Origin of the sequence: Microbacterium sp. CPCC 204701 (assembly GCF_004010105.1) — a bacterium.
Taxonomy (GTDB): domain Bacteria; phylum Actinomycetota; class Actinomycetes; order Actinomycetales; family Microbacteriaceae; genus Microbacterium.
Genome location: NZ_RRYE01000045.1, coordinates 1 through 14,280 on the forward strand (window position 1 = coordinate 1; position 14,280 = coordinate 14,280).

Genomic DNA, 14,280 nt, shown 5'->3' on the forward strand with positions numbered 1-14,280 from the left:
CCCCCGACGCCGGCCACGCCACCTGCCGACGGCCACAGCGCCCCGCCCACGAGCACGCTCGCCGCCACCGCACCCCCGACGAGCAGGGGCGCCCGTCGGGAGCGGGTCGGCGTGCGCATTCGGCGCCACACCGCCGTTGTCGCGCGCGACACCGTATCGGCGAGGTCGGCGTCGACACTCCCGATGAGCGATTGCCACAGCGGCCGTGGCGCGGCGTGGTGCACCTGCAGTGCAGTGGCCCGTAAGTCCGGTGCGACGTCGACGGCGGGGCGGGGACTGAGGCTGATGGTGCTCAGCGGCTCGGGCTCGGCTGCGGCGAAGAGCAGCTCCTCGACATCGATGAGGTCGCGACTCGTGACACGACCGGCCCCCAGCGCTCTCACCGCCGTGTCCCACGCCTGCTGCAGGACCGGATCGACCACCGCGACGCCGAGCACGGCGGCGGCCGCGGCGACCGCGGACTGCGGCGACGCGTCGGTCGCGAGCACCGGTCGGCCGCTGTCGTCTAGCCACCAGTCTCCGGTGACCGGAGGTGTGCCCAGGATCTGGGCGCATCCGCGCAGGACGCTCACGCCGAGCGTCACGGCCTCTCCGGGCGGGAGCGCGGAACGGGCGCCGCGCCGGCGGACGAAGTCCTCGAGGCGCTCCGCACACACCGGGAGCAGCACGTCATGGCCGCCTGCGGCGGTCCTCGCCAGATCGATCGGGGCCAGCACATGTCCGCTGGGCGCAGCATCCCATCCCTTCCAGTGCTGCCCGAGGACCTGGGCGTCTACGAGGACGCCGACGACCCCCGACGCGGTGCGGACGAGCAGCCCGGGCCAGGGTCCGTCCGCTCGCTCGCGGACCGCGCGGATCTCACGGAACGGCGAGCGAAGAGGGTTCTCATCACGCATCACCCGGCCAGTGTCGGTCACCGCTTCGCCGCGAGCGGTGTTCATCGAGGTTTCTGTGGGGGAATCCGCCGCAGCCGACCCTGGGGAGGAGCCGACGCGGCCCGCCGCGAAAGGTAGGCTGGAGCGCATGGCCGCGCGCAGTACTGCACCCGAGAAGAGGCCCGGATTCTTCTCTCAGATCCGGACGCTCTACACGTTCACCCAGAAAGAATTCCGCTGGCTGCCGTTCCTGCTGATCGGCATCGTGCTGGTGGGCATCGCCATCGGTGTGGGAATCGGCTTGGCCATCCCTCCGATCGCGCCGTGGAGCGTCGTCCTCTGGGGCATCACGGGGCTCATGCTCGGCATCCTCGCGTGCCTCATGACCATGACGCGACTGTCGACGCGCGCGATGTACAAGAAGATCGACGGGATGCCGGGGGCCACCGGCCACGTGCTCTCGACGTCGCTCGGCCGGCGGTGGCAGGCGAGCGAGACGCCGGTCGGCATCAACCCCAAGACGCAGGAAGCGGTCTATCGCGCGGTCGGGCGCGGCGGCGTCGTCATCGTGGGCGAGGGCGCCCGCGGCCGGCTCACGCGACTCGTGAACGACGAGCGCTCGAAGGTCCAGCGCGTGGCGTCGGGCGTCCCGGTCACGGTGCTCTACGTCGGCCACGGCGACGACGACGTGCCGATCGCGAGGCTGGCCCCGACCATCAAGGCCCTGCCGAAGAAGATCGACCGGGCCACCATGGCCGCCGTGATCAAGCGGATCGACTCGGTGTCGCAGTCGCTCACCTCGCTGCCGATCCCGAAGGGCATCGATCCGACCAAGGTCCGAGCGCCGCGGCCCCGCTGAGCCGATCCACGGGAAGATGCCGGGGCGCACTGCGCCCCGGCATCCGTCGTCAGGCCCGGATGAGGACCGTCCCCGCGGCCTTGTCGTGCAGACCGCGCTGATCGGGGTCCCAGATGACCGCCGGGATCACCACGATGAGCAGCGCCGTGCGGAGGATCGGGCGCCACAGCCCGACCCACGCGCCGTCGAGGCGGACCAGGCGCAGCCCGAACAGCCGGTGACCAGGACTGCCCTGAAGCGTCGGCAGGAACACCAGCTGGATCGCCGCGAAGATCGCGAGGATCACCAGCGGATCCCACGCGAAGAACCCCGAGATGAGGTACGCGGCGCCGTAGTCGACGAACAGGGCGCCCACTCGGCGGCCGAGTCGTCCGATGGATCCGGTGCCCTCGCGGGGCATGCCGAGGCGCTCGCCCGGGTAGTCGTGTGCGCTCTGTGTCACACGATCAAGCGTATCCAGCCGTCCGTAACATGCCGGAAACATAGGTGACATTGCCGGGCAATGCCCTGCCGATAACGTGCCAGCAAGTCCGCGCCGTGCGCGGGCGGTCCCGAATGCCCTACCTCTGGAGTCTTCATGTTCAAAGATTCATCCGAGGTGCTGAAGTTCATCAAGGACGAGGACGTCAAATTCCTCGACATCCGGTTCACGGACCTTCCTGGCGTGCAGCAGCACTTCAACATCCCGGCCTCCACCGTCGATGAGGAGTTCTTCACGGTCGGCCAGCTGTTCGACGGCTCCTCGATCCGGGGGTTCGCGAACATCCACGAATCGGACATGCAGCTGATCCCGGATGTGTCGACGGCATTCCTCGACCCGTTCCGCGAGGCGAAGACCCTCGTCATGGTCTTCGACATCTACAACCCGCGCACCGGCGAGATCTACCACAAGGACCCGCGCCAGGTCGCCAAGAAGGCCGAGAAGTATCTCGCGTCGACCGGCATCGCAGACACCGCGTTCTTCGCCCCCGAGGCGGAGTTCTACATCTTCGACGACGTCCGCTACGAGGTGAAGCAGAACTCCAGCTTCTACGCCGTGGACTCCGAGGAGGGCGCCTGGAACTCGGGTCGTATCGAGGACGGCGGCAACCTGGGCAACAAGACGCCGTACAAGGGCGGCTACTTCCCGGTGTCGCCGGTCGACAAGACCGCCGACCTGCGCGACGACATCAGCCTCCGCCTCATCGAGTCGGGCCTGCACCTAGAGCGCGCGCATCACGAGGTGGGCACCGGTGGCCAGCAGGAGATCAACTACCGCTTCGACACGATGGTGCACGCCGCCGACGACATCCTGAAGTTCAAGTACATCGTGAAGAACGTGGCCAACGAGTGGGGCAAGGTCGCGACCTTCATGCCGAAGCCGCTGTTCGGCGACAACGGCTCGGGCATGCACACGCACCAGTCGCTGTGGCTCGACGGCAAGCCGCTGTTCTTCGACGAGAAGGGCTACGCGCAGCTCTCCGACATCGCTCGCTGGTACATCGGGGGCCTGCTCGCCCACGCGCCCGCTGTCCTCGCGTTCACGAACCCGACGCTCAACTCGTACAAGCGTCTCGTGAAGGGCTACGAGGCTCCAGTCAACCTGGTGTACTCGGCCGGAAATCGCTCCGCGGCGATCCGCATCCCGATCACCGGGTCGAACCCGAAGGCCAAGCGCATCGAGTTCCGCGCGCCGGACTCGTCGGGCAACCCCTACCTCGCCTTCGCGGCGCAGCTGATGGCCGGCATCGACGGCATCATCAACCGCATCGAGCCCCACGAGCCCGTCGACAAGGACCTGTACGAGCTTCCTCCCGAGGAGGCGAAGAACATCCCTCAGGTGCCGAACTCGCTGCTCGACTCGCTCGAGGCGCTCCGCGCCGATCAGGAGTTCCTCACGCGCGGCAACGTGTTCACGCCCGAGCTGATCGAGACCTGGATCGAATACAAGATCGAGAACGAGATCCAGCCGATCAACGCGCGCCCGCACCCGTTCGAGTATGAGCTGTACTTCGGGGTATGAGTCAACAGGGCCGAACGCGTAGCGCTGCATAGCTACACGCAGCAGTACCCGCCTGCATTCGCCCCGGAGATCACCCCGACTCCCTGAGCCCCGGTTCCTCCTGGAATCTCTCGATTGAGACCAGTCGAACCGGGGCTCAGTCGTTCCCGGGCACGTTCGCCCGCACTCTCCGGCGTTGGCACGTGGGCGAGTGTTGGGTGCCCGAACGGTGCCGACCCGCACGCTCGATCGGTTCCTGTCGGGCGAGCTGGCGTCGACGGTCGCGGCGGACCAGTCGACGCTGATGACGGTGCTCACCCTCTCACTGTTCGAACAGCACCAACCCCGGCATCGGACACTGACGCGCGGAGTCAACTATCTGAGTCGTGCGGGTGCACGGGTTCGCTGGGTGGGACTGTCCTTGCCCCGAGCAGTGACGTGCTCGAAGAATGTGTCGTGTGTGCTCAATGTAGAGACACACAGGCAGGTGTCGTGATCGGTTCTCACAAGCGCACACCCGACGCCGTGCTCGCGTGCTCTCGCAGGATCAGCAAAGGATGCGTCAACATGAAGCGTAACTCGCTACGAAAGAGGACCGTAGGGCTCCTCGCTGCCGCAGTTGCGGCGGCAGTGGCACTCGCGGGGCCGGTGCCCGCCAACGCCGATGACAGAGGGTCGGTGCCCGTCGGTGCTGACGAGTCAGGATCTGCGGGAACGCTCGACCCGGAGCCGTACACCGGGCCGCGACCGCCGGTGATCGACACGATGCGCGGGAACGTGCTGCCCGTGACGGGCTACTACGTCGAGAACGTCACGGTCGGTGGCGAGACGCGCACGAGTAAGGTGTACATCCCAGAGGACATGTATCTGCGCGGATACTTCACCGTCGTGAGCGTGCCGGATGGCTGGGACACCGAGGAATTCCTCGCAAAGAGCGGCTGGATCGACATCGCCGACGATCGCAACGAGGGTCTGTTCATCCTCGAGGCCGATCAGGAGTCCGGTGACTGGGGCACCGTCGCAGAGGAGTCCGCGTACATCATCGCGGCGCTGCGCGTCATGGAGGCACGTAGCTTCTATTCGACGCACGGCGTGCACTACATCGCCGGGTACGGGTCGGGTGGCACGGCGCTGCAGGACTACGTCGCGAGAAACCCGCTGTTCGTGGCGAGCGCCGCCTTCATCGGCACTGAAGACTTGGACGACATCGACGCGATCGGGGAGCAGGTCTTTGCGCCGCAGCCGAAGTTCTCCGAGACCCACGCGGACCCGCGGTTCGTGTCGGCGCCGTACAGCGAGGTGCCCGTTCCGGTCTGGTTCGTGAACGACGCTGCCGATGACGTCGCCGAGTCGGTCTCGTACTGGAAGCACGCGAACGACGTCGTCGCCGAATCGATCGACAGCGCGTTCGGCCAGTCGTTCCACCAGAAGCCAGACTCCGACCGCATCCCGACCGCATACAGCGAGCCGGTGTCCCAGGTCGCGGTGCTCACAGACGACGTCGCGGTCGATGACCACGAGCTCACCCAGCAGATCTCTGAGTTCCTGACGTTCTACACCCGCTACGACAACACGTCGGTGTTCGGCAACGTGCTCGGTGTTCGTCCCGACTACGAAGAGATCGGCGTCGATGTCAAGAACCTGATCGTCTCCGAAGACGACGGGCAGGTCTGGAAGCGCCAGTACGTCGTCTATGAGAACGAGCAAGCAGCTGCGGCCGAAGGCGGAGCGCCCGTCGTCTACGTCCACGCCGGCTCGACCCAGCCCTGCACCCTCTTCTTCGATGCCACTCGGTGGTGGGAGATCGCCGATGAGTACGGCTTCACCGTCGTCGTGCCGTGCGCCCAGTATCAATCGTCCCTGACGTTGGGCTGGAACCAGAACAACACCGGCCTTGAGCGGCAGGCTGACGACTACGAATTCATCAAGCAGCTGACCGCGGTGATCGACGAGGACTACAACACCGACCCGGGCCGTCGCTTCGCGGTGGGCCACTCCAACGGCTCGATGTTCACCCACGGCATGGCATCCCGGATGCCGGAGTTCTTCACCTCCATCGCCGGTAACGGTGGCACCTCGAACCCGACTGCGGATGCCGGGAACTCGATCCTGCCGATGTTCCTGAACATGGGCGAGAACGACCTCTGGAACCCCTACCTGTCGGCACCGGGCAGCGTGCGCAACGTCGTGTCGTACTGGGTCAACCGCAACCACGTCGGACACGTGGATGGGTCTGATTCGACGCAGACCGGCGTCGGACAGATCCAGCGCACGACGCTGCAGCGGTGGGAGAACGCCCAGGGCATTCCCCTCTACATGTACGGCTTTACAGCGGGCCGTGACCACAATGCCTCTGTGGACACAATGTGGGACGTGTGGGAGCAGTGGTTCTCGAAGTGGAACAAGGATGACAGCGGGCGCTTGTACTACGACGGTGAGCGGGTGCAGGGCACCGGACCCGATGCCCCGCAGGTGACGGTCACCCCGCGCAGTCTCGGATCGAAGGCGTACATGTCGGTCGCGGTGAGCAACCCGTCTGACGTGCCCGTCACGATCGCGGTCGATGCGTCGTTCGCCTCGAAGACCTTCGCCAACGTCGCTCCGGGTGCGACGGTGGCGGTCTCGCTCAACACGAGGGTCGCGTCGCTGCCCGCCGGTCAGCTCACGGTCACGTCGACGGGCGAGCGCGACGGTGAGACCTTCACCGAGCCGCTGACCGTCGAGTACGGTCCGTACGGAGGCTGACGCAGGCTCGAAGCGACCGCCGGTCTGGATGAAGACAGTAGCGGGCGAGAGCATGCAGCTCCGTCCGCTACTGTCGTCTGTCCGGTTGGACCTCCATGTCGGATTCGAACAGATCGCGAGCCGCGGCGGTGAGTTCGGGAGGAATCTCACGAGCGAGGAATCCGGCTCCGTGCCGTCGAGTCAGCCGTTCGCCCGCCGTCGCGTGGGTCCATGCACCCCGTCTCGACTCCGTCCGGCGAAGTGGACTCGAAGCCGGGATCATCGTCGCGCGTGTCCTCGACCAGGACACCGTGACGCGATGGTGGGTCGCCATGACGCATCACCCGGGCACCGACCACGTGAGTATCCACGCTGCGTCGAGGAATGGAAAGGCGAACGAATCCTTGTGGCCACAAGTCGCCACACGAGGAACGGTTTCCCGCCCGCGCAATGGTCACCTTCGTCGCGACTTGTGGCGCCACGCTTGTGTCTTGCAGCGGCTATGCGCCACTGCATCGCCGTTGGCTGAGGAGGCGCCGTCTCGTGCTCACCCGGCGGCGTGAGTGGCAAGTCCTAAGAGCGGACGCGCACACGCACTTGGCAGCCAAGAGTCCAGTCGTCTGAGGCGGCACTGACGCCCCAGGGCTCCACGGCGCTTCGCTTGGCCGAGGGAGGCGATATGGGTATAGGAGCTGTCGGGCAGGAAGTGGCTTCAGCGCTCGGTGTTCAGCAGGAGGCGCGAGAGCTGGTGCAGCCCGCTCAGGGTGGGATGCCGTGGTTGTCGCGGCTTCCCGTGGGGCGACTCGCGACGGACAGTGTGTCGCTGGCTTCGCTGGCGATGAACCGTGTGGCGGCCGAGCGCTTCGCAACGGATGCAGCACCTGTGGAGGTGGACCCGGCGCGCGTCGCGGCGTCATTCGGTAGCGAACGTCTTCTCCGGATCGACGGCGAACCCCCGAGCGTGTGGGCGCCGCTGTCCGGCTTCTGGAAGGCCGAGGACGGCTGGGTACGCACACACGCGAACTACGGCCACCACGAGGCTGCGTTGCGCGGCGTGCTCGGGTTGCGCGAGACCGCTGAGAAGCCCGACGTCGCGCGTGCCATCCGCCGGCGGTCTGCCGTGGAGCTCGAGGACCAGGCCGCCCAGTACGGCGCGGTGGCCGCGGCCGTCCGAACCACCGAGGCGTGGATGGAGCATCCCCACGGCCGCGTAGTCTCGGCTGCTGCGCTCGTGGAGGTGACCAGGTACCACGGCGCCCCGCCGCGCCCGTGGATTCGCGGGACCGCACCCCTCTCTGGCATCCGAGTTCTCGATCTGACACGCGTCATCGCAGGTCCCGTCGCCGCTCGAGACCTCGCCCTCGCCGGGGCGGAGGTGCTGCGGGTGGACTCGCCCTTGTTGGAAGAGACCGGGTGGATTCATCTCGACACCGGGCAGGGCAAGCGGTCCACGCTCCTCGACCTCAGCGAGCAGCTGGACCGGGAGATGTTCGAGGTGCTGCTGTCGCGAGCAGATGTGGTGCTGACCGGGTACCGGCCGGGCGCGCTCGCACGATTCGGTCTGGACCCGCAGTCACTCGCTGACCGGTGTCCGGGGATTGTGACCGCGTCCGTCTCCGCGTGGGGCACGAGCGGTCGCTGGGCTGCTCGGCGAGGGTTCGACAGCATCGTGCAGGCAGCCAGTGGCATTGCGATGATCGAGAGCGCCGACGGCGAGGCTCCCGGGGCGTTGCCGGTGCAGGCGCTGGACCATGCGACCGGGCACTTCGTGGCAGCAGGCGTCGCGCTGGCGCTTGTGGAGCAACGCCGCACGGGTGGTTCGGTGGATGTTCGGATGTCGCTGGCGCGCACCGCCGCGGCGCTTCTGTCGTCCACTGACCTCCCGGAGGAACCGGCGGAGGTCTCTCTGCCCTCCTTCGAACGGCGGCTGACAGGGGCCGGGATTTCGTCGCTCACGTACGCACCACCAGTGCTGATGTTCGCCGGCGCACCGTCGGACTACCGCCATGTCGGCAGACGGTGGGGGGCGGATGCCGCCGAATGGGTGAGCTGACAAAGGCGGGTCCTGCCGGTCTTCACCCCCGGCAGGACCCGCGCCTACCGCCCGGTGAGGGCTGAGTCGCCTGCTGGGTCAGCGACGGGACGGTAGGGCTCTTCCTGCACCGCATGCGCGAGCACGAGTTTGAGGGCGAGCATGATGGGCAGCCATGCCCACAGGTCAGGTGCGGGAAGGTACACAGCCGCCATGGTCACGATCGCGCAGAACCCCAGCGCGGTAGGGCGTTCGAGGTGAAGCGGCACAGCCCGCACGGTGGCAGTCGCGGAGACGATGACGAGGTACCAGATCGGCCCCCACCACCAGAGGTGCGGGGTATAGAAGGTGCCCACGATGATGGGGTGAATGTGCAGGGCGGTGAAGACGACCGGTAGTCTCACCACTCGGCCGAAGGCGGTATCGGCGGTCGCTGACGGTGGCCCGTGGTGGTCCCGTTTGGCGGAGTTGAGGCCGTTCGCGGGGATTCCCCCGACCACGTCGAACGCGATGACCGCGGCGACGACGTACAGGATGAGATTCCAGTCGGCGCCGGAGAGGAGACCAGCGGCGACGACGATTGCTGCGCCGAACAGACCGACCACGTTGGCAATGGTCTTCTCCGCGGTCGTAGCGCCCGCACCGAAGATCGGGTCGCCCTTGCCAGCAGGGGGTCGCCAGTCCACTTCTGCCGAATTCCTCCGCTGACGTTGAGCTGTCACGGCTCTGGTCTCCTGGTGTCGTAGTCGTCCCTGGTCGGACGCGGCCCTGGGTCGTCGCGCAGCACGACACGGAATGTCACCACGACTTCGGCGACCAGGATGATGCCCACAACGACGAGCACGCCAACCTCACCCATCACCCCGCCTTTCGCCGTCCACTTCCTGCCAATGTCCGAGCGAACCGCATGACGATGGGCGAAGGCGCGATCCAGTTGAAGATGCTGGACTCATGTCAGCGACAGGACCCCGCATTTCCGCTCGCGCGCTGCTGTCCATGACCGGAGACCTCGGCGCCGAATCGGTCGCGTACAGCGAGCTCGCAGGCCGCATCCGCGTCCTCATCGCCGATGGGCGCATCCCGGTCGGCACCCGCCTGCCATCCGAGCGCGAGCTGGCCATGCACACGGGGCGCAGCCGCACCACCATCGTCGCGGCGTACCAGGAGCTGCGCGTCAACGGCTACCTCGTCAGCAGGCAGGGTTCCGGCAGCCGCGCCACACTCCCCCACCTCGCCGACGTGTCGAAACGGCCGGGGCCGGCGTTGAATTTCGCCGGCGCGGTCCCGCCTCCGGTTGAAGGACTGCGGCAACTCATCACGGAGGTGACAAGCGACCTGCCCGACATCACCGCGTTCCCCGGATTCGACCTGCTCGGCAACGACGCTCTGCGAGACGCCATTGCCGACCGGTACACGCATCGCGGCCTGCCGACATCGCCCGAGCAGGTGCTCGTCACCACCGGCGGCCAGCACGCCATCGCACTCACCGCGCACACCCTGATACACAGATCCGACATCGCGCTCGTCGAATCGCCGACGTACCCGCACGCGTACGAGGCGTTCCAGCGGGCCGGCGCACGAATGGTTGCGACTCCCGTCACCGTCGACGGCTGGGATGTTCCCCACCTGGTCGCCACCATCCAGCAGACCCGACCCGCGGTGGCGTACCTCATCCCCGACTTCCAGAACCCCACCAGCGCATCGATGAACCCGGGCGACCGCGCCCGGGTAGTGCACGCAGCACGGTCGGCCGGGACGACGCTCGTCATCGACGAAGCGACCGTCGACCTCAACATCGACCGCCCCTGGGATGACGGTCCGTTCGCTCGTCATGCGGCCCTCAGTGCCGGGCCGAACGGTTCTGGCGTCATCACCATCGGGTCGCTGTCGAAGTCCATCTGGAGCGGGCTGCGCATCGGGTGGATTCGCGCCGACGCAGCAGTCATCCGCCGACTCGTACAGGCGCGCCCTGCCGGGGACCTCGGCACGCCGCCCATCGAACAGCTCGTCGGCGAACAGGTGATTCGTCGGATGGACGAGCTCGTAGCCGGGCGGCGGCGAATGCTGCGCGAGCACCGCACGGTCCTCAGCGCCTCATTGCGCCATCACCTTCCCCAGTGGAGGACGCCCTGGCCGGACGGCGGTATGTCGTTGTGGGTGCAGTTGAACCAGCCGGCAAGTTCCGCGCTTGCTTCCATCGTCCGAGCCCGCGGGATGGCCCTCGTGCCCGGGCCGAAGTTCTCCATCGACGGTTCGCTCGAACGCTTCCTGCGGCTGCCGATGACCAGTCCGGCTGACGAACTGGACAGCGGTGTCCGGCTGCTCGCTCACGCGTGGGCGCAACTCGGTGCGAGCGGGCCCGTCGTCGCGAACAACCGAATCCCGGCGTCAGGTATCTGAGCGGGACGGGGGCCCGCGAATCGCGAGAGGTTCGGTGTCGCGACGAACCGGTCACCGGTGAGAGGCCGTAGCCTGCCCAGAGGATGAAACCCGGGACGAGCAGTCGATGCCGCCACTCCCACGATTCAACCCGGCATCGTCCCGTCCCCTCGCGCGTCAGGCAGCGCGCTCGGCGACAGCCGGTGCTACCGGGTGCAGGCGCGCCCGCGCAGGCGCGTTCGACGCTACTCAGAGCGTGCGGTGACCCAGAAGCGAATCTTCCGGCGGCGTGAACAGCCGTCGCAGGAGCCGCCGGATCCTCGACCACCGACCGGCATCCTCACGACGGGAAGTATCGCCGGCAGCTTCGCCTTCTGGTTCGTGTTCTGCGTGCACCTCGAGCATCTTGGCCTCCTTCACGGCGAGCACAGCAGCAACGCTCGACGTCAGGCGCGAGCCATTCGTCGCAAGTGGACCGTCGCGCGCCCCGCGTGGAGGGCGAACCGTGCGCATCTGCCGGGCGAGCTGAACAGCGCTTCGCAACTGATCGCGTCGACGATGGAACTACGAGCTGCACTTCGGCGTCCGACGTTCCGGCAACGAGGGCCCCAGGATTCGACCCGGGGCACCCTCGCGTTCGCCGACGGATGCTTCAGGCGACGGCATGACGCCGGGTCGAGGCATCCGTCGCTATCCGTAGAAGAGCTTCTCGAAGACGCGCCGCGCGCGACGCGTGGTGCCGAGGTAGTCCTCCTCGACCTGTGTCGCCGAGCGCGGCGGGTACTCGAGGAGGCGGCCGATGCCGTCGAGTTTCTTGCGGTCCACGGGCAGAACATCGCTCGTCTGCCCCGACAGCAGCGTGTTGGCCGATCGCAGCCGGCTCGCGAGCCACCACGCCTCGGCGAGCCTATCGGCCGCGTTCGCGGGCACGAGACCGGCCGCGGCGGCGGCCCGGAGCGCGCCGAGGGTGGACGTCGTGCGCAGGCCCGGCACCGCATGAGCGTGCTGGAGCTGAAGCAGCTGCACGAGCCACTCGACATCGCTGAGCGACCCGGGCCCCAGCTTGAGGTGACGCGACGGATCCACCCCCTGCGGCAGCCGCTCGCTCTCGACCCGCGCCTTGATCCGCTTGATCTCGCGCACGGCGTTGGGCTCGACCTCGCTCGGGTACCGGACCTGATCGGCGAGCTCGGTGAAGTCCCTGATCAGCTTCACGCTGCCGGCGACGCCGCGCGCGCGCAGGAGTGCCTGAGCCTCCCACGGGAGCGCCCATCGGCGGTAGTACTCGGCGTAGGCGTCGAGTGAGCGCGCCAGGGGTCCGTTGCGGCCCTCGGGACGCAGGTCGGCGTCGAGCTCGAGCGGCACCCGGTGGTCCTCGGAGTGGGTCCGAAGCGCCGAGACGAGCTTGACGGCGAGCTCGTGGGCGCGCTGCGGGTCGACGCCGTTGGGGCGGTACACGTACATGACGTCCGCGTCCGACCCGAACCCCAGCTCGGCTCCGCCGAAGCGTCCCATGGCGATCACCGAGAAATCGAGGGCTGAATCCTCGGCGGGGATGATCTCGCGCCGCACCGCCCGCAGCGTCGCCTGGATCGTCGCGTCGGTGATGGTGGTGAGCGCCTCGGCGATCTCCTCGATCGTGACGGAACCGAGGATGGCGGCCATCCCGACGCGCAGCTGCTCTCGACGCCGGAGGGCGCGCACCGCGCGCATCGCGTCGATCGTGGTGTCGTGGCGTGTCTGGATGGCGCGTGCTTCGTCCTGCAGCGCGAGACCGGAGCGCGGCCGCAGCAGGTCGGGGTCGTCGAGCCACGCGGCGGACTCGGGGATCCACTCGATGAGCTCGCCGACGTATCGCGATCCGGCGAGCACGCGCGAGAGGCTCTCGGCGGCCCCCGACGAGTCGCGCAGCATCCGCAGGAACCAGTGCGTGTCACCGAGGCGCTCGCTCAGCCGCCGGAAGGCGAGCAGGCCGTAGTCGGGATCGACACCGTCGGCGAACCACCGGATCATGACGGGCATGAGATGCCGCTGGATCGTGGCCTTGCGGCTCAGTCCGCTGGTCAGTGCCGCGATGTGCCGCAGCGCGCCGGCGGGATCGGCGAAGCCGATCGCGGCCAGCCGATCGTGCGCCTGCTGCGGCGAGAGCACGCGCTCGTCGGCCGGGAGCGCCGCCACGGCCGACAGCAGGGGCCGGTAGAACAGCCGCACGTGGATGTCGCGCACCTCGCGCTTGACGGACTCCCACAACTGCCACACGCCTTCACCGGTGTCGGCGAGACCGGAGGCGCGCGCGAGCACGCGCAGATCCTCGGGGCGCGTGGGCATGAGATGCGTCCGCCGCAGGTGGCGCAGCTGCACGCGATGCTCGAGAAGCCGGAGTACTCGGTAGTCGTGCGAGAACGCGGAAGCCTCCGCTCGGCCGATGTACCCCTCGTCCACGAGCGCGTCCAACGCCTCGAGCGTGCTGCGCTGACGGATCCGGTCGTCGGTGAGACCGTGCACGAGCTGGAGCAGCTGCACGGTGAACTCGATGTCGCGGATGCCGCCCGGGCCGAGCTTGATCTGGTACGGCACGTCGCTCGGAGGGATGTGCTCGGTGACCCGCTCGCGCATGCGCTGCACGCTGTCGACGAAGTTCTCGCGCGCGGCGCTGGTCCACACCTTGGGCTGCACCGCGTCGAGGTAGGCCTTCGCGAGCCCGGGGTCACCCGCGATGGGACGCGCCTTGAGCAGAGCCTGGAACTCCCAGCTCTTGGCCCAGCGATCGTAGTACGCCAGGTGCGAGTCCAGCGTCCGCACCAGCGCACCCTGCTTGCCCTCGGGGCGCAGGTTCGCGTCGACCTCCCACAGCGGCGGCTCGACCTCGACCTCCGAGATGCCGCGCATCGTCTGCACCGCCAGGCGCGTGGCGATGTCGACGACTCGGCTCTCGCCCAGCTCCTTGATCACCTCGTCGTCGGCCCCTGCGACGTAGATCACGTCGACATCGCTGACGTAATTCAGTTCGCGGGCGCCCGTCTTGCCCATGCCGATGATCGCGAGCCGGGTTCGTGCCACGTCCTGCCTCGGGAACAGGCCGGCTCCCGCGGCACCGTCCGACACGCGGGTGCGGGCGACGGCGAGGGATGCCTCGAGTGCGGCGCCCGCGGCATCCGCCAGTGCCGCCGACACGGCCGCGATCTCGTCCACCGGCGATGCGCTCAGGAGGTCGTAGGCGGCGATGCGGGCGAGGATCCGGCGATAGCGCGCACGCAGCGCCACCCATGCCGTCTCTCCGCCGTCGGCGGCGAACCCCTCGGTCGCGCCGACCGAGTCGAGCAACGCCGCACGCATCTCGGCGTCCGTCGGCAGCCGCTCCCCCGCATCGGCGAGCTCGGCGAGCTCTGCCGGGTGCCGCAGGAAGAACTCACCGAACCCCGTGGACGCG

General features: G+C 68.0%; 10 protein-coding genes. 5 read left to right on the forward strand and 5 right to left on the reverse strand.

Annotated elements, in window-relative coordinates; genetic code table 11:
* Window positions 1–899 (reverse strand): hypothetical protein (locus EIO58_RS05240; RefSeq protein WP_127818615.1); only part of this gene is annotated, 899 nt, incomplete at its 3' end.
* Between the two features lie 124 nt (window positions 900–1,023).
* On the opposite strand from EIO58_RS05240, the gene EIO58_RS05245 reads away from it, so the two are divergent.
* Window positions 1,024–1,734, forward strand: coding sequence for a DUF4191 family protein (locus EIO58_RS05245; protein ID WP_127818616.1), 711 nt, complete (start codon window positions 1,024–1,026; stop codon window positions 1,732–1,734).
* A 49-nt stretch (window positions 1,735–1,783) separates the two neighbouring features.
* On the opposite strand, the gene EIO58_RS05250 is transcribed toward EIO58_RS05245, so the two are convergent.
* Window positions 1,784–2,176, reverse strand: a complete 393-nt coding sequence (locus EIO58_RS05250; RefSeq protein ID WP_240658583.1) for an RDD family protein — start codon at window positions 2,174–2,176, stop codon at window positions 1,784–1,786.
* 135 nt (window positions 2,177–2,311) lie between these two features.
* On the opposite strand from EIO58_RS05250, the gene glnA reads away from it, so the two are divergent.
* From glnA to EIO58_RS05270, 3 genes are all read left to right on the forward strand, one after another.
* The gene (gene glnA, locus EIO58_RS05255) at window positions 2,312–3,736 is read left to right on the forward strand and encodes a type I glutamate--ammonia ligase (RefSeq protein WP_127818618.1); all 1,425 of its coding nucleotides are present in this window, start codon (window positions 2,312–2,314) and stop codon (window positions 3,734–3,736) included.
* Window positions 3,737–4,282: 546 nt separating this feature from the next.
* Entirely contained in the window at window positions 4,283–6,460 is a 2,178-nt protein-coding gene (locus EIO58_RS05260) for an alpha/beta hydrolase-fold protein (protein ID WP_127818619.1), read from the forward strand.
* Between the two features lie 685 nt (window positions 6,461–7,145).
* Window positions 7,146–8,492: a CoA transferase gene (locus tag EIO58_RS05270; RefSeq protein WP_164861534.1), complete on the forward strand. Its 1,347-nt coding sequence runs from the start codon at window positions 7,146–7,148 to the stop codon at window positions 8,490–8,492.
* 44 nt (window positions 8,493–8,536) lie between these two features.
* Here the strand turns inward: EIO58_RS05270 and EIO58_RS05275 are convergent, their stop codons facing one another.
* Together EIO58_RS05275 and EIO58_RS18655 are read right to left on the reverse strand one after the other, a co-directional pair.
* Window positions 8,537–9,157, reverse strand: coding sequence for a hypothetical protein (locus EIO58_RS05275; RefSeq protein ID WP_127818622.1), 621 nt, complete (start codon window positions 9,155–9,157; stop codon window positions 8,537–8,539).
* Between the two features lie 32 nt (window positions 9,158–9,189).
* Window positions 9,190–9,330 carry a hypothetical protein gene (locus tag EIO58_RS18655; protein WP_164861535.1) on the reverse strand — a complete coding sequence of 47 codons (141 nt, stop codon included), beginning with the start codon at window positions 9,328–9,330 and terminating at the stop codon, window positions 9,190–9,192.
* A 92-nt stretch (window positions 9,331–9,422) separates the two neighbouring features.
* Between EIO58_RS18655 and yczR the strand changes: the two genes are divergently transcribed.
* Window positions 9,423–10,871: a MocR-like transcription factor YczR gene (yczR, locus tag EIO58_RS05280; RefSeq protein ID WP_240658584.1), complete on the forward strand. Its 1,449-nt coding sequence runs from the start codon at window positions 9,423–9,425 to the stop codon at window positions 10,869–10,871.
* A 669-nt stretch (window positions 10,872–11,540) separates the two neighbouring features.
* Here the strand turns inward: yczR and EIO58_RS05285 are convergent.
* On the reverse strand, window positions 11,541–14,280 hold a 2,740-nt coding region (locus tag EIO58_RS05285; protein ID WP_127818623.1), incomplete at its 5' end, for a bifunctional [glutamine synthetase] adenylyltransferase/[glutamine synthetase]-adenylyl-L-tyrosine phosphorylase.

What these genes read in the sequence shown, in the direction of transcription:
- yczR (WP_240658584.1), top strand. Translation starts at nt 9,423, where the DNA reads ATGTCAGCGACAGGACCCCGCATTTCCGCTCGCGCGCTGCTGTCCATG.
- EIO58_RS05260 (WP_127818619.1), top strand. Translation starts at nt 4,283, where the DNA reads ATGAAGCGTAACTCGCTACGAAAGAGGACCGTAGGGCTCCTCGCTGCC.
- glnA (WP_127818618.1), top strand. Translation starts at nt 2,312, where the DNA reads ATGTTCAAAGATTCATCCGAGGTGCTGAAGTTCATCAAGGACGAGGAC.
- EIO58_RS18655 (WP_164861535.1), bottom strand. Translation starts at nt 9,330, where the DNA reads ATGGGTGAGGTTGGCGTGCTCGTCGTTGTGGGCATCATCCTGGTCGCC.
- EIO58_RS05245 (WP_127818616.1), top strand. Translation starts at nt 1,024, where the DNA reads ATGGCCGCGCGCAGTACTGCACCCGAGAAGAGGCCCGGATTCTTCTCT.